Origin of the sequence: Flexivirga alba (genome assembly GCF_042661025.1) — a bacterium.
Classification (GTDB): domain Bacteria; phylum Actinomycetota; class Actinomycetes; order Actinomycetales; family Dermatophilaceae; genus Flexivirga; species Flexivirga alba.
Genome location: NZ_JBHSWH010000002.1, coordinates 1 through 19,895, shown reverse-complemented (window position 1 = coordinate 19,895; position 19,895 = coordinate 1). Strand labels below are relative to the sequence as shown.

9 protein-coding genes, 3 rRNA genes and 2 pseudogenes are annotated in these 19,895 nt (G+C 63.9%); 3 read left to right on the top strand and 11 right to left on the bottom strand.

Going from position 1 to position 19,895, the window contains the following annotated elements; genetic code table 11:
- Nucleotide 1 precedes the first annotated feature (1 nt).
- From lysX to ACFQDH_RS23640, 5 genes and pseudogenes are all read right to left on the bottom strand, one after another.
- Nucleotides 2-3,354 (bottom strand): annotated as a pseudogene (gene lysX / locus ACFQDH_RS23660) (bifunctional lysylphosphatidylglycerol synthetase/lysine--tRNA ligase LysX).
- Between the two features lie 223 nt (nt 3,355-3,577).
- A 5S ribosomal RNA gene (gene rrf, locus ACFQDH_RS23655) occupies nt 3,578-3,695 on the bottom strand.
- 130 nt (nt 3,696-3,825) lie between these two features.
- Nucleotides 3,826-6,956 (bottom strand): 23S ribosomal RNA (locus ACFQDH_RS23650).
- Nucleotides 6,957-7,336: 380 nt separating this feature from the next.
- Nucleotides 7,337-8,858, bottom strand: a 16S ribosomal RNA gene (locus ACFQDH_RS23645).
- Together the 16S, 23S and 5S rRNA genes form the textbook arrangement of a ribosomal RNA operon.
- A 510-nt stretch (nt 8,859-9,368) precedes the next feature.
- Nucleotides 9,369-10,748, bottom strand: coding sequence for a cystathionine beta-synthase (locus ACFQDH_RS23640; RefSeq protein WP_382397352.1), 1,380 nt, complete (start codon nt 10,746-10,748; stop codon nt 9,369-9,371).
- 155 nt (nt 10,749-10,903) lie between these two features.
- On the opposite strand from ACFQDH_RS23640, the gene ACFQDH_RS23635 reads away from it, so the two are divergent.
- The 3 genes from ACFQDH_RS23635 (at nt 10,904) to ACFQDH_RS23625 (ending at nt 13,783) form a co-directional block, all read left to right on the top strand.
- A complete protein-coding gene (locus tag ACFQDH_RS23635) occupies nt 10,904-11,995 on the top strand; it encodes an SGNH/GDSL hydrolase family protein (protein ID WP_382397354.1) in 1,092 nt (363 codons plus the stop codon).
- 40 nt (nt 11,996-12,035) lie between these two features.
- On the top strand, nt 12,036-12,449 hold the full coding sequence (locus ACFQDH_RS23630; protein ID WP_382397356.1) for an HIT family protein: 414 nt from the start codon (nt 12,036-12,038) through the stop codon (nt 12,447-12,449).
- 110 nt (nt 12,450-12,559) lie between these two features.
- Nucleotides 12,560-13,783: an acetyl-CoA C-acetyltransferase gene (locus ACFQDH_RS23625; protein WP_382397358.1), complete on the top strand. Its 1,224-nt coding sequence runs from the start codon at nt 12,560-12,562 to the stop codon at nt 13,781-13,783.
- 86 nt (nt 13,784-13,869) lie between these two features.
- Here the strand turns inward: ACFQDH_RS23625 and ACFQDH_RS23620 are convergent, their stop codons facing one another.
- From ACFQDH_RS23620 to ACFQDH_RS23595, 6 genes and pseudogenes are all read right to left on the bottom strand, one after another.
- Nucleotides 13,870-15,861: an OPT family oligopeptide transporter gene (locus tag ACFQDH_RS23620; protein WP_382397360.1), complete on the bottom strand. Its 1,992-nt coding sequence runs from the start codon at nt 15,859-15,861 to the stop codon at nt 13,870-13,872.
- Between the two features lie 38 nt (nt 15,862-15,899).
- Nucleotides 15,900-16,148 carry a hypothetical protein gene (locus ACFQDH_RS23615; RefSeq protein ID WP_382404953.1) on the bottom strand — a complete coding sequence of 83 codons (249 nt, stop codon included), beginning with the start codon at nt 16,146-16,148 and terminating at the stop codon, nt 15,900-15,902.
- 99 nt (nt 16,149-16,247) lie between these two features.
- Nucleotides 16,248-17,030, bottom strand: a complete 783-nt coding sequence (locus ACFQDH_RS23610; protein ID WP_382397364.1) for an aminoglycoside phosphotransferase — start codon at nt 17,028-17,030, stop codon at nt 16,248-16,250.
- Nucleotides 17,031-17,083: 53 nt separating this feature from the next.
- Nucleotides 17,084-18,010 (bottom strand): Bax inhibitor-1/YccA family protein, encoded by a 927-nt coding sequence (locus tag ACFQDH_RS23605; protein WP_382397366.1) that lies wholly within the window; start codon nt 18,008-18,010, stop codon nt 17,084-17,086.
- A gap of 120 nt (nt 18,011-18,130) precedes the next feature.
- Nucleotides 18,131-19,606 carry a mannitol dehydrogenase family protein gene (locus ACFQDH_RS23600; RefSeq protein WP_382397368.1) on the bottom strand — a complete coding sequence of 492 codons (1,476 nt, stop codon included), beginning with the start codon at nt 19,604-19,606 and terminating at the stop codon, nt 18,131-18,133.
- A gap of 3 nt (nt 19,607-19,609) precedes the next feature.
- A pseudogene (locus tag ACFQDH_RS23595) lies at nt 19,610-19,895 on the bottom strand (ABC transporter permease); the annotation flags it as partial.

The following is a 19,895-nucleotide window of genomic DNA, read 5'->3' as shown; positions in this document are numbered from 1 at the left end:
GTCACGCCTGCGGTCGCACGAAGGGGAATGCAAGGGTCGCCTTGATGCTCTGCCCGGTCAGCATCATGACCACCCGGTCGACGCCCAGCCCAAGTCCACCGGTCGGAGGCATTGCCAGCTCCAGCCCGGCGAGGAACGCCTCGTCGAGCTGCATGGCCTCGACGTCACCGCCTGCCGCCGCAAGCGACTGCTGCGTGAACCGCTGGCGCTGATCGACAGGGTCGGTCAATTCGCTGTATGCCGTGCCCAATTCGGCACCGAACGCCACGAGGTCCCATTGCTCGGTCAGCCGGTCGTCGCTGCGATGCCGACGCGCGAGGGGGACACCTCGACCGGGAAGTCGCAGTAGAACGTCGGGAACGTCGTCTGCTTCTCGACGAGTGCTTCGTACAACTCCATGACCAGCTTGCCGGCCGACTGATCCGAGCGAACCGGCACACCGTGGTCCCGGCATACCTGCGCCACCTCGTCGCGACCCGAAGCAGAGGTGAGGCGCGTCCCGGCTGCCGTCGACACCGCATCGTGCACGGTGATCACCGGCCAGGGCTGCGTCAGGTCGATGTCGTCATACCCACCGGATCCGTTGGGTCGCAACGCAATCGGCTTCCCGTGCACCGCGGTGGCGACATTCAGCAGCACCTCACGGGTGAGCTCGCGCATCATCGTGTAGTCGCCGTAGGCGGCATACGCCTCCAGCGAAGTGAACTCCGGGTTGTGGGTCGCGTCGGCGCCCTCGTTGCGGAAGTTGCGACCGATCTCGAAGATCCGTTGCATACCACCGACAGCAAGTCGCTTCAGGTAGAGCTCGGGGGCGATCCGCAGGAAGAGCTCCATGTTGTAGGCGTTGATGTGTGTCGCGAACGGCCGCGCGGCCGCGCCACCGTGCACCGGCTGCAACATCGGCGTCTCGACCTCCAGGAACCCTTGGTCCTGAAAGGTCTCCCGCATCGCCCGCACGGCGGCGGACCGCTGCACCAGCAACTCACGCGCGTGTTGATCCAGAATGAGCTCGAGCGACCGGTTGCGTGCCCGAGTGTCCTCACGCTGGAGGACGCCGATCCCCGGCACAGGCCGCAAGCACTTGGCCGCCATTTCCCACGAGTGCATCAGCACCGACAGCTCGCCGGTGCGTGAGGTCGCGACCGGACCGGTCACGCTGACCAGATCGCCGAGGTCGACGGCACGGCGCCAGAGGCACCGTGCACTGTCCGGCGAGTCGGCTGCGGTCACCATCACCTGCAGCATCTCGCGCTCGTCCTGTATGACGGCGAAGGACACCCCGCCGAGATCCCGCAATGCGCGGACCCGCCCGGCGACGGAGACGACGTGGTCGGTGACTTGGCCCGCGGGCAGGTCGGCGTACCGCTGCGCAATGGCCAGTGCCCGCTCGGTCCGCGGCACAGCCGCCGGGTAGGCGTCGACGCCGACTTCGTCGAGCACTTCCAGCTTGTCGCGCCGAACCCGCTGCTGCTCGGACAGGCGGACTGCGGGAGGACCGGTCAGCAGGAGCGCATTCTCTTGGTCCTGGACCCGATCGACGAACCAGGGCTCGGGTCGAGGCGGCTGGACGTCGGACGGACGTGGTCCGGTCAGCACACGGGGGCCTATCACCGGCACGAAGCCCTCGGCGATACCCATCGCCAGCCCGGCGCGTGGCACCGTCAGTGCGGGGTCGTAGCAGAGCAGCCGCGGCACCCAGGTCGGCTTGTACTTGTCGTTGGACCGGTAGAGCGTCTCGAGTTGGAAGAAACGCGACGCGAACGAAAGCGCCGCGTCGTTCAACCTGGTGATCGGCCCGGCGCCAACCTGGTCGGCGCTGCTGAACACCTCCCGGAACACCGCGAAGTTCAGCGACAGTCGTCGTATGCCGTGCTCGGGCGCCGCCTCGATCAGCTCCGAGACGAGATATTCGTTGAGGCCGTTCTCGGCATCCCGATCGCGGCGCATCAGATCCAGCGAAGCGCCACGCACGCCCCAAGGGACGAAGGACAGGAAGCCACGGATGGTGCCCTGCGCATCGTGCGCGGTGATGATGACGCACCGTCCGTCGGCCGGATCGCCCAGCCGATTGAGCGCCATCGAGAAGCCGCGCTCGGTCTCCTCGCCGCGCCACTCTTCGGCCAGTCCCTCGATCACGTGCAACTCTTCGGTTGACAACTCGGCGTGCCGGCGCACCCGCGTGGTGTAGCCGGCCCGCCGCAACCGCGTGACAGCCTGGCGGACCGGTCGCATCGACCGGCCACGCAGCGAGAACGTCTCGACATCGATGATCGCCTCGTCGCCGAGTGCGAACGCCTTCAGTCCTGCTTCGACATACTCGTGCGAACCGTGCTCGGAGCTGGACAGCACCGCCGGATAGAGACCGAGCTCACGGCACTGCTCGAGCCACGCTTGTATGGCGGGCTGCCACGACGTCGCTCGTCCGATCGGGTCTGCGCTCGCGACGCTGACGCTTCCTTCGTTCCGGTAGGTCACTGCCGCCTGCCCGTCCGCGGAGAAGACGACGCTCTTGTCCCGTCGGGTCGCGAAGTAGCCGAGCGAGTCGTTCTCGCCGTGCAGCAACAGCAGCCGGCGTATGGCGAGCTCCTCGTCCGCGGTCTGGAATTGTCGCCCCCGTCCCGATCGCATGAAGACCAAGCTGGCCAACAACAGCGCGATCGTCGACATGATCCCGGCGAGACCATAGACCCAGGTATGGCCGACATGCCCGTGCAACCCGGGCGTGGTCTCGTCGGAAGTCAGGCCGAAGGTCGAGCGCACCGCGAACCGGGTGATCTCCCGGGTGCCGTGCAGCGTGTTGTCAGCGGTCATAGATATGGCGAGCGTGACCAGGAAGGAAAGGATCAGACCGACCACCAACACTGCCGCCGCCGCGACCCGGCTTCCGGGAGCGAGGCGCGCCGGGAACCCACGGCGGCTTGCAGCGACAACAATGAGCACGGCCAGGCCCACGACGAACGAGATCACGGTGATGGGAACGCTCGTCACGAACGAGTGATAGTCACGGTCGAAACCGGACAGCCGCGAGTCCTGCAGCCAGTCCTGTCGAAACACCGACCCCAGCAGCAGCACGAAGCTGCTGAGCACGCTCAGAAACATCAGGGCGACAACGATGGTGTGCCCGAAACGCAGCCGCCGGCGCACGGCGCCGGCCAGCACGAACAGCAGGCAGACGATGAACAGGCTCGGCTCCGCGGGGACGTTCACCAGGCCGAGAACGTCCTCGATGATCGAGACAACGATATTGCCGTGCAGGGCGACACTCAGCAGCGAGACGACCGCGGCGAACATGAAGGTTCGGCCGATCCAGCGTGCGACGTGTTCGCGCCACGGGAGGTGTGCCCGCTGCCGCACGGATGGTCCGCCATAGGGGTTGAAGGAGCCTCTCAGCACTTTCGGCACCCGAGCCACGCTGCCGATCACTCATGCTCCTTCCACATCGCACGACTTTCCAACGTCGGGCCGATCCTACAGTCGAGAAGCTGAGAATCCGGTGGGCTGCTCAGTCGGCTCTCAGTCAACTGCAGGAACAAAAATGTGGCCCCGCCTGAATCAGGCGGGGCCACATTGAATGATTGTTCGGCGGTGTCCTACTCTCCCACACCCTACCGAGTGCAGTACCATCGGCGCTGAAGGGCTTAGCTTCCGGGTTCGGGATGTTACCGGGCGTTTCCCACTTCGCTATAACCGCCGTAACCCTGTGAAACAAGGTCACACATATTCACTTCACAAACCCACCCGCAGGTGGGGGTTGTGCCGCACTGTGTGGGTGTTGTTTCAGAATCGTATAGTGGACGCGTACCCTTGCGGGTTCTAAGAAAAAGTTGAGGTAAGTTATCGGCTTATTAGTACCGGTCAGCTCCACACATTACTGTGCTTCCACATCCGGCCTATCAACCCAGTAGTCTAGCTGGGAGCCTCACCAGGGTTGACCCCTGTTGGAAACCTCATCTTGAAGCGTGCTTCCCGCTTAGATGCTTTCAGCGGTTATCACTTCCGAACGTAGCTAATCAGCGGTGCACTTGGCAGTACAACTGACACACCAGTGGTTCGTCCATCCCGGTCCTCTCGTACTAGGGACAGGTCTTCTCAAGTTTCCTACGCGCGCAGCGGATAGGGACCGAACTGTCTCACGACGTTCTAAACCCAGCTCGCGTACCGCTTTAATGGGCGAACAGCCCAACCCTTGGGACCTACTCCAGCCCCAGGATGCGACGAGCCGACATCGAGGTGCCAAACCATGCCGTCGATATGAGCTCTTGGGCAAGATCAGCCTGTTATCCCCGGGGTACCTTTTATCCGTTGAGCGACGGCGCTTCCACAAGCCACCGTCGGGTCACTAGTCCCGACTTTCGTCTCTGCTCGACATGTCTGTCTCACAGTCAAGCTCCCTTGTGCACTTACACTCAAAACCTGATTACCAACCAGGCTGAGGGAACCTTTGGGCGCCTCCGTTACCCTTTGGGAGGCAACCGCCCCAGTTAAACTACCCACCAGGCACTGTCCCTGAACCAGATCATGGTCCGAAGTTAGGAGCCCAGAACGACCAGAGTGGTATTTCAACAATGACTCCACACACGCTGGCGCGTGCGCTTCACAGTCTCCCACCTATCCTACACAAGCCGCACCGAACACCAATACCAAGCTGTAGTAAAGGTCCCGGGGTCTTTCCGTCCTGCTGCGCGTAACGAGCATCTTTACTCGTAATGCAATTTCGCCGAGTTCATGGTTGAGACAGTGGAGAAGTCGTTACGCCATTCGTGCAGGTCGGAACTTACCCGACAAGGAATTTCGCTACCTTAGGATGGTTATAGTTACCACCGCCGTTTACTGGCGCTTAAGTTCTCAGCTTCACCCACAAGTGGATTAACCGGTCCCCTTAACGTTCCAGCACCGGGCAGGCGTCAGTCCGTATACATCGAATTACTTCTTCGCACGGACCTGTGTTTTTAGTAAACAGTCGCTTCTCCCTGGTCTCTGCGGCCCCCACCCCTAACCCGTAAAGAGTCTCAGGGCAGTGGGCCCCCTTCTCCCGAAGTTACGGGGGCATTTTGCCGAATTCCTTAACCATGATTCACTCGATCGCCTTGGTATTCTCTACCTAACCACCTGAGTCGGTTTGGGGTACGGGCGGCTCGAACCTCGCTAGAAGTTTTTCTTGGCAGCATAGGATCACCCTACTTCCCACATTACGTGGTCACCATCACGCCTCAGCCTCATGACCAGCGGATTTACCTACCAGTCGGCTCGCACGCTTGGACGGGGACAACCATCGCCCCGCGGAGGCTACCTTCCTGCGTCACTCCATCGCTTATCTACTACAAGATAGGGTCCCACGCTCCCCACACACGCCATCAACCCGAAGGCTGACAGTCACGGTGGTTCGGGTGGTTAGCATCCCCTGATTCAATATGGGCGGTCCTTCGCCGGTTCCGGAATATCAACCGGATGTCCATCGACTACGCCTGTCGGCCTCGCCTTAGGTCCCGACTTACCCAGGGCAGATTAGCTTGACCCTGGAACCCTTGGTTATTCGGCGGACGGGTTTCTCGCCCGTCATTCGCTACTCATGCCTGCATTCTCACTCGTGTCACCTCCACGACTGGCTCACGCCGCCGCTTCGCTGGTGACACGACGCTCCCCTACCCAACCACACCCCTGAACAACAACCCGAAGGCTCTTGCTAGGGTATTGTGCGATTGCCACAGCTTCGGTGGTGTGCTTGAGCCCCGCTACATTGTCGGCGCGGAATCACTTGACCAGTGAGCTATTACGCACTCTTTAAAGGGTGGCTGCTTCTAAGCCAACCTCCTGGTTGTCACAGCAACTCCACATCCTTTTCCACTTAGCACACGCTTAGGGACCTTAGCTGGTGATCTGGGCTGTTTCCCTCTCGACTACGAAGCTTATCCCCCGCAGTCTCACTGCCACGCTTCACTTACCGGCATTCGGAGTTTGGCTGACGTCAGTAACCTGGTGAGGCCCATCAGCCATCCAGTAGCTCTACCTCCGGCAAGAAACACGCAACGCTGCACCTAAATGCATTTCGGGGAGAACCAGCTATCACGGAGTTTGATTGGCCTTTCACCCCTACCCACAGCTCATCCCCTCAGTTTTCAACCTAAGTGGGTTCGGTCCTCCACGACGTCTTACCGTCGCTTCAACCTGGCCATGGGTAGATCACTCCGCTTCGGGTCTAGACCCAGCGACTCTGACGCCCTATTCGGACTCGCTTTCGCTACGGCTTCCCCACACGGGTTAACCTCGCCACTGAGCACTAACTCGCAGGCTCATTCTTCAAAAGGCACGCCATCACCAGCCCACAGGCCAGCTCTGACGGATTGTAAGCGCATGGTTTCAGGTACTATTTCACTCCCCTCCCGGGGTACTTTTCACCTTTCCCTCACGGTACTAGTCCGCTATCGGTCATCAGGGAATATTTAGGCTTACCAGGTGGTCCTGGCAGATTCACACGAGATTTCTCGAGCCCCGTGCTACTTGGGTGTTCCATCAAACGCCGTGTTACGCATTTCGCCTACGGGACTCCCACCCTCTACGGTTCAGCACTCACCACTGATTCGACTACACGCACACCATCACGCCACCGCACTGTCAGACACGGTACGACAAAATCCCACAACCCCATGACTGCAACCCCTGACAGGTATCACACAACCATGGTTTAGCCTGATCCGCTTTCGCTCGCCACTACTCACGGAATCACTTTTGTTTTCTCTTCCTGTGGGTACTGAGATGTTTCACTTCCCCACGTTCCCTCCACGTACCCTATGTATTCAGATACGGGTCACACCACATAACTGGTGCGGGGTTCCCCCATTCGGAAACCCTCGGATCACAGCCCGTTTATCGGCTCCCCGAGGCTTATCGCAGATTACTACGTCCTTCATCGGTTCCTGATGCCAAGGCATCCACCATGCGCCCTTAAAAACTTACACAAAAACCAGTAAAATTCTTAAAAACTACAAAGATGCTCGCGTCCACTATACAATTCTCAAACAACACACCAACACCACCACCACAAACCACACACGGGCCTGCAATGACGGGCAGCACCAAGAAAACCAACCCACCTTCCCCACCACCAACACGATCACTCGATCGACGGCGGAAAAAGAGTCGTTTCCTCAGGACCCAACAACGTGTCGACACCCCACACACCCACGCTCAACCAACATTTCCACAACACCACCCCAAAAAGAGGCACTGCTCGTACTCCGCCGGCCCAACACACATGTGCCAAGCATTATGATTGATGATTCCACCCATGAGCCACCCCACCACACAGTCGGTGATGAAGAGTGTTAATGCTCCTTAGAAAGGAGGTGATCCAGCCGCACCTTCCGGTACGGCTACCTTGTTACGACTTAGTCCCAATCGCCAATCCCACCTTCGACGGCTCCCCCACAAGGGTTGGGCCACCGGCTTCGGGTGTTACCGACTTTCGTGACTTGACGGGCGGTGTGTACAAGGCCCGGGAACGTATTCACCGCAGCGTTGCTGATCTGCGATTACTAGCGACTCCAACTTCATGGGGTCGAGTTGCAGACCCCAATCCGAACTGAGACCAGTTTTAAGGGATTCGCTCCACCTCACGGTATCGCAACCCTCTGTACCAGCCATTGTAGCATGCGTGAAGCCCAAGACATAAGGGGCATGATGATTTGACGTCATCCCCACCTTCCTCCGAGTTGACCCCGGCAGTCTCCCATGAGTCCCCACCATTACGTGCTGGCAACATGGAACGAGGGTTGCGCTCGTTGCGGGACTTAACCCAACATCTCACGACACGAGCTGACGACAACCATGCACCACCTGTACACCAGCCCGAAGGCTGCACCATCTCTGGCACATTCCGGTGTATGTCAAGCCTTGGTAAGGTTCTTCGCGTTGCATCGAATTAATCCGCATGCTCCGCCGCTTGTGCGGGCCCCCGTCAATTCCTTTGAGTTTTAGCCTTGCGGCCGTACTCCCCAGGCGGGGAACTTAATGCGTTAGCTACGGCACGGACCTCGTGGAATGAGGCCCACACCTAGTTCCCAACGTTTACGGCATGGACTACCAGGGTATCTAATCCTGTTTGCTCCCCATGCTTTCGCTTCTCAGCGTCAGTAGTGGCCCAGAGACCTGCCTTCGCCATCGGTGTTCCTCCTGATATCTGCGCATTTCACCGCTACACCAGGAATTCCAGTCTCCCCTACCACACTCTAGTCTGCCCGTACCCACCGCAGACCCAGGGTTAAGCCCTGGGCTTTCACGGCAGACGCGACAAACCGCCTACAAGCTCTTTACGCCCAATAATTCCGGACAACGCTCGCACCCTACGTATTACCGCGGCTGCTGGCACGTAGTTAGCCGGTGCTTCTTCTGCAGGTACCGTCACAAAAGCTTCGTCCCTGCTGAAAGGAGTTTACGACCCGAAAGCCTTCATCCCCCACGCGGCGTCGCTGCATCAGGCTTCCGCCCATTGTGCAATATTCCCCACTGCTGCCTCCCGTAGGAGTCTGGGCCGTGTCTCAGTCCCAGTGTGGCCGGTCACCCTCTCAGGCCGGCTACCCGTCAAAGCCATGGTAGGCCACTACCCCACCATCAAGCTGATAGGCCGCGAGTCCATCTTCCACCACAAAAGCTTTCCACACACCACCATGCGACAATATGTGTATACCCGGTATTAGACCCCGTTTCCAAGGCTTATCCCAAAGTGAAAGGCAGGTTACTCACGTGTTACTCACCCGTTCGCCACTAATCCACCCCAGCAAGCTGGAGCATCATCGTTCGACTTGCATGTGTTAAGCACGCCGCCAGCGTTCGTCCTGAGCCAGGATCAAACTCTCCAAAAAAGAATCCAAAACTGGCAAAAATCGATCAAGAGCAAAAAATGCTACAAAAACGATCAAACCAACAAACAATTGGCATCAATCATTCGACACGCTGTTGAGTTCTCAAAAAACGACCAGGCACCTGTCTCCGTGCGGCTTGCACCACACATCAACAAGAACTGTGCTTTCTTGGTTGTGCCCACTCGGCTCTTGGGCGGCAAGTCGGTGATCTTGGAAGATCTCGACTCTCGCGCACTTGGCTCCGAGCGACGTTGTCAGCCTAGCAGACTGTCTGAGCGGCTTCAAAATCCGATCAGCCAGTCTTCCGTGGGCACTCCCGAAGGGCTTTCGCTCTTCGTTCGCCGCCCCGTTGGGCTGACAAGAAGAACAGTAGACCACCGATGCGTGAACTACCAAATCGGGGCCATTCCGCGGTTTTTCGCCCCTCGAAGTGCTCCCCGCTGCGCCCCTGGCGAGACCTCGCGGGTCCCCGCGTCGTGCGACAGCGCGGAGACCCTTCCCGAGTCCGACTCAGTCCACCAAGAGGCTCAGCAGGTCGGCGCGGGTCAGGACGCCGACGGGCTTGCCGTCCTGGACCACCATCAGCGCATCGTGCTTGTTCAGCAGCTCCCGGGCGCCGGTCACGCGTTCATTGGCGCCGATCATCGGCAACGCGGCCTCCATGTGGCGTTCGACCGGGTCCGCGAGATGCGCGTGACCGGCATACAGGGCGTCGAGCAACTCACGCTCGCTGACCGACCCGGCGACCTCGCCGGCCATCACCGGGGGTTCGGCATTGACCACGGGCATCTGAGATACGTCGTACTCGCGCAGGATCTGGATCGCATCGCGAATCGTCTCGTTCGGGTGTGTGTGGACCAGTGCAGGCATGGAGCCTTCCTTCGCGGCCAGCACACTGCCGACTGTCTGCTCCTCCGCCTGCCCGGGCAGGAAGCCATAACTGCCCATCCACGTGTCGTCGAAGATCTTCGACAGATAGCCGCGACCGGAGTCCGGCAAGAGCACCACGACCGTCGCCTCGGCAGGCAACGTCGCCGCGTGACGAAGGGCGGCCACGACCGCCATACCGCAGGAGCCGCCGACGAGCAGGCCCTCCTCGCGAGCAAGCCGGCGGGTCATCGCGAACGATTCGGCGTCGGTCACCGCGATCACATCGTCGACCACCGCCGGGTCGTAGGCGCGCGGCCACATGTCCTCGCCGACTCCCTCGACCAGATACGGGCGCCCGCTGCCTCCGGAGTAGACCGAGCCCTCCGGGTCGGCGCCGATGATCTTGACGCGCCCTCCGGCCCGGTCCGCGGATATCTCCCGCAGGAAGCGACCGGTGCCGGTGATGGTGCCGCCGGTGCCGATGCCCGCGACGAACGACGTGAGCTCACCGTCGGTGTCCGCCCAGATCTCCGGGCCGGTCGAGTGATAGTGCGAATTGGGACCTTCGGGGTTGGAGTACTGGTCCGGCTTCCAGCCACCGGGGGTCTCGGCGGCCAGCCGATCCGAAACGCTGTAGTAGGAGTCCGGGTGCTCCGGCGGGACGGACGTCGGGGTGACGATGACCTGCGCGCCATACGCCTTGAGGACGTTGCGCTTGTCCTCGCTGACTTTGTCGGGGCACACGAAGATGCACTTGTAGCCCTTGCGCTGACCGACCAGCGCGAGGCCGACGCCGGTGTTGCCGGAGGTGGGCTCGACGATCGTGCCGCCCGGCTGCAGCGCCCCGGACGCTTCCGCGGCCTCGATCATCCGCAGCGCGATCCGGTCCTTGACGGACCCGCCGGGGTTGACGTATTCGACCTTGGCCAGGACGGTGCACTGGATCCCCTCAGTGACTTTCGACAACCGCACGAGCGGAGTGCCACCGACCAGATCGACTATGTGCTCAGCAAACTTCATGCACTGATCGTCTCAGATGCCGGATACCCGTGGTGCGGTGTCACGGCGACTCACCCAGGCGGCGGCGGTTTGCCCCGGAATGAGAACATTGTCCCGACCGTGAATGATCAAGACGGGCGCACGGCCAACGGCGGCGGAGGGCGGGTGAACCAGCGATGAGTCGGGCATCAATGGCTCGCAAGGCGGCGACATATGCCGCAGGGACCGCCGGTGTCAGCGCAGCCGGTTTCCTCAGCGGCTGGGGCGTGCTCAAGGGTGAGGCCGCGATCGCGCGACGGGTCGTGGGCCAGCCGTTCGACGGAGCACCCGACGACAATGGTGTGTATGGCGCCGGGCCCGGCGATCCGATCCAGTTCGTCGTCCTGGGCGACTCCACCGCCAAGGGCATGGGTGCCGACGCCGCAACGCAGACCGTCGGCGCGATCATCGCGACAGCCGCCGCGGCATTCGCCGGCCGGCCGGTGCAGTTGAGCAACGTCGCCGTCGTGGGAGCGACCTCAACCGACCTGGGCCGCCAGCTGGACGCCGTCCTGACACACGTCCCCCACCCGGACGTCACGCTGATCATGGTCGGCGCGAACGACGTCACCAGTCGCCTGTCGCAGACCGACGCGGTCGAACACCTCGCGGAGACCGTCCGCCGCCTGCGCGACGCCGACAGCCCGGTGGTCGTGGCGACCTGCCCCGACCTGGGCGTCATCAAGCCGGTTCCCCAGCCGCTTCGCCAGCTGGCGCGCCGCTGGTCGCGACACCTGGCCGCGGCGCAGACGCGGGTCGTCGTCGAGCTCGGCGGGCGCACGGTGTCACTCGGTGATCTGCTGGGCCACGAGTTCTCCGACAGCCCGGCGGTGATGTTCTCCAAGGATCGCTTCCATCCGTCGTCCGCCGGTTACGCACGGGCCGCGTCCGCGTTGCTGCCCAGCGTGCTGGATGCGCTCGGTGAGGTGTCGCCCGACACGGGTCGGAGGCCGGAGCGACTGCGTGGTGAAGCAGTGCGCCCGGTAGCCTCCGCCGCCCGGCGAGCCGCGCGCGACCCGGGCACCGAGGTCACCGGCACCGAGGTCGAAGGTATGGCGCGCAACGCACGCGGACCATGGGCGGTCCTGCTCCGCCGGCACCGGCATCCGTTGCCTCTCCCGGACGAGGACGTCAAGGCGGCCGAGACCGACGCGGTCGAAGCCCCGGAGACGGCCGCGGCCGAGACCGAACTGCCCGACGGCGGGGACAACCCGACCGAGTCGCGCTAGCCGCCGCATTGCGCCTACAGGGCGGGCTTAGAGTCGATGTATGACGACCGACCCTGAATGCATCTTCTGCAAAATCGTGGCGGGTGACCTTCCCGCCGAGAAGATCCACGAGGACGACCGCACCATCGCCTTCATGGACGTCAACCCGGGCACCCGCGGCCACGCGCTGGTGATCCCGAAGAACCACACCAAGGACCTGCTCGAGATCGACCCCGACGAGCTCGCCGCGGTCACCCGGTCAGCGCAGACGGTCTCCCGGCGGGCGATGGAGCGGCTCGAGGCCGACGGCATCAACCTGCTCAACTGCTGCGGCTCGGAGGCATGGCAGACCGTTTTCCATTTCCACATCCACGTCGTGCCCCGGTATGTCGACGATCCACTACAGCTGCCGTGGATCCCGGCGCCCGGCGAACCCGACGAAATCGCTCAGACCGCAAAGCTCTTGCGCGACTGAACCATCGGTCCGACGAGGTGCCGCGGGGCCGTTGTGGCCCACGCCATACACTCGACACCGAAAGTATTACCCGTGAGTAACATCGCTCGTTCTGCAACGACGGAGGACCCATGCCTGAAGCTGTCATCGTTTCCACTGCTCGCACGCCGATCGGTCGTGCCTTCAAGGGTTCCCTGAAGGACATTCGCCCCGACGACCTGAGTGTGCAGGTCATCCAGGCAGCCCTGGCCCGCGTGCCGGACCTCGACCCGACACTGGTCGAGGACCTCTACCTCGGCTGCGCCGAGCCCTGGGCCGAGCACGGCAGCAACATGGCGCGCGTCGTGGCAGTGCTCGGTGGCTGGGACCACCTGCCCGGAGCAACCGTCAACCGCTTCTGCTCGTCCTCGGTGCAGACCACCCGGATGGCCGCGCACGCGATCAAGGCCGGCGAGGGTGACGTCTTCATCTCCGCCGGTGTCGAGTGCGTCTCCCGCTATGCCGACTTCTCCGGCGCCGGCGGCAGCAACGTCACCTGGCAGAACCCGAAGTTCGCGGACGCCAAGGCACGCACAGAGCAGACCGCCAAGGACAACTCCACTTGGTCGGACCCGCGCGAGGCCGGCAACCTGCCGGACGTCTACATCGCGATGGGCCAGACCGCCGAGAACGTCGCGACACTGCGCGGCATCAGCCGCGAGCGCCAGGACGAGTGGGGCGTCAGCAGCCAGAACCGCGCCGAGAAGGCAATCGCGGACGGCTTCTTCGCACGTGAGATCGCACCCGTGACGTTGCCCGACGGCACCGTCGTCAGCACCGACGACGGCCCGCGCCCGGGAGTCACACTGGAGAAGGTCAGCGCGTTGCAGCCGGTCTTCCGTGAGAACGGCACCGTCACCGCCGGCAACTGCTGCCCGCTCAACGACGGCGCCGCCGCGGTGGTGGTCATGAGCGACACCAAGGCCAAGGAGCTCGGGCTGACCCCGCTGGCCCGCGTTGTGTCGACCGGTGTCTCCGCCCTCTCCCCCGAGATCATGGGTCTCGGCCCGGTGGAGGCTTCCCGTCAGGCACTGAAGCGCGCGGGTATGACGATCGGCGATCTGGACCTCTACGAGATCAACGAGGCCTTCGCCGCCCAGGTGCTCCCGTCGGCCGACGACCTCGGGATGGACTTCGACAAGCTGAACGTCCACGGTGGCGCCATCGCCCTGGGCCACCCGTTCGGCTCGACCGGAGCCCGCATCACCACGACGCTGCTCAACGGCCTGCAGGAGGCCGACGGCACGTTCGGCCTGGAGACCATGTGCGTCGGAGGCGGCCAGGGTATGGCGATCATCTACGAGCGCCTCTCCTGATGGCCGTCGTAACTCGTTCTGAGACATAAAGATCCGGCCCCGGACCGCAGCAGCGGTTCGGGGCCGGATCCTTGCATGACGCCCGGTCAGTTCGTGACCTCGGCAACGTCGTCTCCGGCGGTGGAGATCTTGCGGGTCCACTGGTAGACGCCGCCGATCAGCACCACGAAGATGAGCGCTCCGAGCCATTCGGACGTGTGCAGGAAGCCGTCCCCGACGACCGCGAGCGGACTCTCCTTGCCGGTCGCCGCGACGATTCCTGCGAGCAGCACGCCGAAGAGGCTCTCGCCGACGATGAAGCCGGTCGCGACCAGCACCCCGAGCCGCTTGACGCGCTGCGGATTCGTGGTGCTGCGGTCGGCCCAGCCGTCATACAGCGTGCCGATGACGGCGCCTATCGGGATCATCAGGGTCAGCGAGATCGGCAGGTACATGCCCATCCCGACGGCGAGCGGCGGCAGCCGGAGCTTGCGCGTGGTCTTGCCCAGGATCTCGTCGACGATGATCACGACGACGCCGATGGCCGCGCCGAGCCCGATGAGGCCCCAGTCGAGCGATCCGCCGAAGACACCCTTGGCGAGTGACGAGATCAACGAGGCCTGCGGTGCCGCGAGCGCGTTCTTGCCGGCGCCCGGCGCTCCGAGGAAGCCGAAGCTGTTGTTCATCAGGTCCATGATCGGCGGTATGACGAGCGAGCCGAACACGACACCGATGACCAGTGCTACCTGCTGTTTCCACGGTGTGGAGCCGACGAGTTGACCGGTCTTGAGGTCCTGCAGGTTGTCGTTGGAGATCGTCGCGACACCGAAGACGATGGACGCCGTGAACAATGTGAAGGCGACCATCGCCTCCGTCTGGGCGCCGCTGCCACCTCCGTGCACCGCCTTGAGAAGCAGGGCCGCCGCGAGGACGACCAGGATGCCGACGCCGGAGATCGGGCTGTTGGACGAGCCGATCAGGCCGGCCATGTAGCCACAGACCGCAGCAACGACCAGACCGATCACCAGCACGAAGATCAGACTGAGCGCGATGATGCCGACGAGGCTGCCGTGCAGAGCCGTGTCGTGCGCGAAGCCCCACAGCAGCAACGCGATCGGGATCAGCGACAGCAACACGATCGCCACGACAACAGTGATCGGCATGTCCCGCTCAGTCACGTCGACCTCGCCACCACCCTGCCGGGTCCGGCTCGAGAGGATGGAATCCTTGATGCCGCGGATGATCGGGCCGATGATCTTCAGCAGGGTCCAGATCGCGGCCACCCCAATGGCGCCGGCACCGATGAATCGCACGTCGGTCGCGAAGACTCCGCTCACCGCATCGGTGATGTCACCGTGCGAGGGCAGATGACCGGAGGACTTGATCGGCAGCAGCACGCCGAACGAGATCAGCAGGCCGACGACCATGGCGACGCCGACGCCGAGTCCGACGAGGTGGCCGACACCGATGAGTGCGAGCGACAGGCTCGAGCCGACCATCGTGCCGCCACCGCCGAGATGGAAGACCTTCTGCAACGAACCGGCCGCGACCTTGAGCGCTGCGAGCAATGAAAACCCTGCAGCAGCAAGCGAACCCACGATGATGACGCGCATCCCGCGGCGATTCTCGTCCGCACCTTCCGTGGTGTCACCGACCCGCAGCACCTCGGCGCCCGCGACGCCTTCGGGATAGGGCAGGTCGGAGCCGGTCACCAGGGCCCGCCGAAGCGGGATCGAGTAGGCGACCCCGAGGACGCCACCGACGAGGCAGACAGCCATCGTCGTCCAGTAGGGGAATCCCTGCCACCAGCCGACGATCACCAGGCCGGGCAGCACGAAGATGATCGCGGACAACGTGCCCGCCGCCGAGGCGATGGTCTGCACGATGTTGTTCTCGACCACCGAGTGGTCGGCGAAATAGCGCAGCACGGTCATCGAGATGACCGCGGCGGGGATCGAGGTGGCAAACGTGAGCCCGACCTTCAGGCCGAGATAGACGTTCGCCGCCGTGAACACCAGCGTGATCAGACCGCCGATGACGACACCGCGGATGGTCAATTCCCGCACTACTGACCGATCCGCGGGACTCGCAGCGGACATGAAATGAACCTCCTGAGGAAAAATTCGACCTGGCCACCCTAAACGCGCCCGGCGCCGTCCCCGAATCGTGCCGTCGCACACCGCCATACGCTGTGCCGGTGGACGACGTCACGACCGAACTGCGCCGGGTGATCCGACGGTGGCAACAGCTGCCCGCGGACACGGCACACGAAAACGCAGGGCTGGTGCGGGAACTCGCGCAGGATCTGGCCGACCGGACACGTGCTCAGTTGGGGCTGGCGGCCCTCGCCATACCCGATCTCGGGGAGGCGGCGCTCGCCGACCAACTCACGGTGATGGTGTATGACGCCTGCCGGGTCGGGCTCGAGTCGTACGCGCTGAACGGCCTGACACAGTTGCGCCGGGCACTCCCCGAGGCGGCGCGCTCAGAGCAGTGGCGCGAGCGCCACTCGGTAGAGGTCGACGTGCTCCGCGTCCGGCTCGAGGTCGGACAGCAGGCGGAACAGCGCCGCACGCAAGATCGCCTGCAGCGAGCCGCCCGACCAGTCGTGCAGCAGCATCGGATCCGCGCCCGACCACATCACCAGGTCGAGCACGCAGACCGCGTCGGCCCAGCGCACCGGCCGCCAGTAGGGCGCGACGTCGATGACCACCGGCACGTCGACGGCGTCCAGCAGCACGTTGCCAGCCAGGTCACCGTGGACGAGTTGGTCGTCGCCGAACGGCTCTGTGTTGCACCGATCGAGCAGCTCACGCGCGAATGTCGTTTGTGCGTCGCTCAATTCACCGGGATCGAGTGCCTGGTCTCCGAACGCGATGCGCTCGGCACGGTCCCACCGGCTACGCGGCGGCTGCATCGCGAGCGGCCACCGCGCGAAAGCCTGCGCGAACTCGGCATGCAGCAACGCGCCGGTCGCGCGCACGACCGCGGCATCGGTGCAGGCACGGCTGCCGGGCTCGTAGCGGCTCGCGGTCCAGCCGTCGACGACCCAGGTCCCGTCGCGAGCGGGGATCGGCATCGCGATGCGAAGGTCCCGCCGGGAGCGGGTGTCCAGCTCGACCGCCATACGCGCCAGGCGTGGATTGAGCTGGTCGGCGATCCCGTGGTCTCGGCCCGGGCTGAGCACCAGGTCACCGGCCAGCACACTCTGTCCTTGCCCACCGGGTAGCCGGTGCAGGTCACCGGGCACAGCAAAGAGGTCGAGCACACGCTCCGAAGGGAAGGTGTGCTCGACCTGTGTGGTGCTGTTGGCAGCCAGGGTTATCGGCTCTGGATGCGGGCGAAGAGACGCAGCAGCTCGATGTAGAGCCACACGACCGTGACCAGCAGGCCGTGCGCCATCAGCCAGGAATACTTCTCCGGCAGTCGCGCCTCGACACCGCGCTGGATCGAGTCGAAGTCGACGGCGAGCGAGTATGACGCGAGACCGACCGCGATCACGCTGATGATGATGCCGAGCGGGCCGTTGCCGCCGACGCCGAACGGGTTGTGAACCACGCCGGTCCAGACCAGTGCGACGTTGACCAGGGCGAAGAGGAAGTAGCCCATCGCCATCATGCCGAAGATCTTGCGGGAGCGCTCGGTGACGCGGATCAGGCCGAACTTCCAGCCAGCGAACATGCCGGCGAAGACGCACAGTGTCGCCAGCACGGCCTCGGCGACGACGCCCGGGTAGACCCGGTTGAAGAAGCCGCTGGCCGCTCCGACGAAGAGTCCTTCGCAGACGGCATACAGCAGGATCAGCGGGACGGAGATGACCCGCTTGAAGGAGATCACGAAGCCGATGACGAGGCCGACGATCATGCCGCCGAGCCACAGCGCCATACCGGCGCCTTGGTTCTCCTTGCCGACGAACCAACCGATGGCTGCGAAGACCAGCAGGATCCCGAACAGACCGAGGGTCTTGGTGACGACGTCGTCCAGCGTCATCCGACCGGACTGTGTCGCGGTGGCGGACGGCGCGTCATACGCCTTCTCCAGGTCGGGAGCCGGCTGCTGCGGGTAACCCTGCTGGAAACCGGGGTAGCCGCCCTGCTGGGGAGCGCCGGGGTAGCCGCCCTGCTGGCCGTAACGGGCCTGCTGCTGCTGCTCGGGGCTGCTGAACTGGCCGTACTGCGGCTGCGCCCCGGACACGCGACCCTTGGACAGGTCGTCGTTGAACCGGTTGAACACCGGGTTTGATGCCATGTCAGTCCCTAACCTTTGTCGAACGGCTGTGACGGATGTTGCCTGACCGCAGTCTATGGGACAGGGGGATGCGCCACATATTTGTCAACGTCGACGGCCGCACCCGGTGTTCCGGACGCGTCAGCGCATTCGCTGCAGGGACGCCGCCGCATCTCGCACGGCGTCCCGGAACGCGTCCTGCCCGGCGATCTCGTCGTCGAAGATCTCGCGGACCCCGAGCATCCGGTCCACCAGACCCTCCTCGGACCCGGCGGCCCGATCCCGCAGGACGGACGCGAGCGGATCGTTCAGCGGCAACTCGTGACCGTGGGTGTCTCGGCCACGAGAGACGTAGACGATCCAGGCCGCGACCGCCAGTGCGCAATGATGCGGTGTCGCACCCGCCCGCAGGCGGTCCTTGGCCGTGTCGAGCAGTCGGATCGGCAACTTCTGCGAACCATCCATCGCGACCTGCACGGTCGTATGCCGCAGGTACGGATTGCCGAAGCGGGCCAGGACCTGCTCGCCATACGCCTCGAGGTCCACTCCCGGCGGCGCCTCGAGGGTCGGGATCGCATCTTCGCGCTGCAGACCGCGCGCGGCGTCATACAACCGCTCGTCGGCGATCGCGTCGGCGATCGTCCGGTGCCCGTGCAGCGCTCCGAGGTAGGCGAGTAACGAGTGGGTCCCGTTGAGCATCCGCAACTTTGCCTTCTCGTATGGCGCCACCTCCGTTGCGAGCGTGGCTCCCGCCTGCTCCCAGGCCGGCCGATCTGCGGCGAAGCGGTCCTCGATGACCCACTGCCCGAAAGGCTCGGCGACGACCAGGCCTGCGTCATACAACCGGAGCAACTCGGCCGCTTCGGCCCGATCCTGATCGGTCGTTGCCGGGACGATGCGGTCGACCATCGTCGAGGGGAAAGTCACGTCCTGGCGGAGCCAGCCGGCGAAATCGTCGTCTCCCGCGGCGTCAGCGAGTTCGCGGACGAGCCGACCGAGTTGGGTCCCATTGCCCGGCAGGTTGTCGCAGCTGACGACACTGATCGGATCGGCCGCCGCCGAGAACCTGGCTGCCAGCCCAGTCGCGAGCAACCCGACCGACGAGCCCGTGGGACCCGGGACGCCGGTGCCCGCGAGCGCAGCCCGGACCGCGGCGACGTCCGCGGTGACCGCCGCTGTGCCGAGCGCCAGACCACCGTCCGGTGTGCGGGGGTAGCCCTTCTCGGTGATTGTCAGGGTCACCACGCGCACGTCGGGTGACGCGATGGCGGCCAGCGCCGACCTCTGGTCGGCCCCGCCGCTGATGACTTCGCGAACGGCTCCGACCACGTGCAGCGTGGAGCGCTCGACCGACTTGGTCAGCACGCCATACAGCCCGTCCTGCGGCGCCAGTTGTTCGACGACGTTCGCGGACCGCCCGGTGACCGCGAAGATGCCCCACCGGTCATCGCCGGTGGCCGCACTCGCCAACTCGGTGTAGACCGCTTGATGCGCTCGGTGAAATGCCCCGATCCCGAGGTGTACCAAGCCAGTTGACAGATTTCGTGGATCGACTGCGGGCAGCGTGACGACGTCGGTCGACGCCGTTGGCAGTGTGCTCAGAGCGAGCCGTTGCACGCCTCAGTCCTTCGAGTCGTCGACACGGGCGACCAGCTGGGTCGGGTTGACGAAGCGCAGCGCGATCACCAGCAGCACGAGCATCGACAGCATGTAGATGACCGCCATCGCATCCACGGACTGCTGCGCCCGGATGCCGGCACCGGTCATGGCGGTGAACAGCGCCACCACCAGGGTGTTGGAGCTCGAGTCCGAGGTGAGGAAGGTCAGCTCGAACATGCCGACTGTCCGCACCAGCACGAGGACCGCCGCGGCCAAGATGCCCGGGATCAGCAGCGGGGCGAGGATG

Bases quoted from the DNA above. Each gene is read 5' to 3' on its own strand.
- ACFQDH_RS23640 (WP_382397352.1), bottom strand. From the start codon at position 10,748: ATGAAGTTTGCTGAGCACATAGTCGATCTGGTCGGTGGCACTCCGCTC.
- ACFQDH_RS23635 (WP_382397354.1), top strand. From the start codon at position 10,904: ATGAGTCGGGCATCAATGGCTCGCAAGGCGGCGACATATGCCGCAGGG.
- ACFQDH_RS23630 (WP_382397356.1), top strand. From the start codon at position 12,036: ATGACGACCGACCCTGAATGCATCTTCTGCAAAATCGTGGCGGGTGAC.
- ACFQDH_RS23625 (WP_382397358.1), top strand. From the start codon at position 12,560: ATGCCTGAAGCTGTCATCGTTTCCACTGCTCGCACGCCGATCGGTCGT.
- ACFQDH_RS23620 (WP_382397360.1), bottom strand. From the start codon at position 15,861: ATGTCCGCTGCGAGTCCCGCGGATCGGTCAGTAGTGCGGGAATTGACC.
- ACFQDH_RS23605 (WP_382397366.1), bottom strand. From the start codon at position 18,010: ATGGCATCAAACCCGGTGTTCAACCGGTTCAACGACGACCTGTCCAAG.